The sequence below is a fragment of the Phormidium sp. CCY1219 genome, from assembly GCF_055795085.1.
Genome location: NZ_JAYFEQ010000602.1, coordinates 1 through 434 on the forward strand (window position 1 = coordinate 1; position 434 = coordinate 434).

General features: G+C 44.5%; 1 protein-coding gene. It reads right to left on the minus strand.

The annotated features are described in order from the left end of the window. On the minus strand, positions 1–434 hold a 434-nt coding region (locus AC0QH1_RS17030), incomplete at both ends, for a group II intron maturase-specific domain-containing protein (RefSeq protein WP_324632426.1).

Here is a 434-nt window from a genome sequence, read left to right on the forward strand (position 1 = left end):
CAGTATAACGAGTTATCCATTTGAGAGAAGATTTCCTTGGACACTACTGTTGAGTAGTAGTTGCTCCACCCTCTAATAACCGGATTGAGGTGTCTTATTAGCCCCTCTTGCGGTGCTGCGCTGTGGGAGTCTACTATCTCTTTCAGTTTTTTGTAGTGGGTTTTGATGGCCTTCTTGCTGGGTTTAATGAGGGTTTTGAAACCTAGCGGATTTCCCTTCGTGTCCTTTCCGGTCTTATATTTTCCGACTTGATATTGCCGGATATTAAATCCCAGGAAGTCGAATCCAGGGTTGTCACCCTCTAGAGTGTGGGTGATGTGAGTTTTGGTATCCTTCAGTTCCAACCCTATTCCTTTTAGCCATTCCTGGATGTGGTCGCGACATTTTAGAATTACATCCTTGTTTTCATGCAGGATAACGAAGTCGTCCGCATA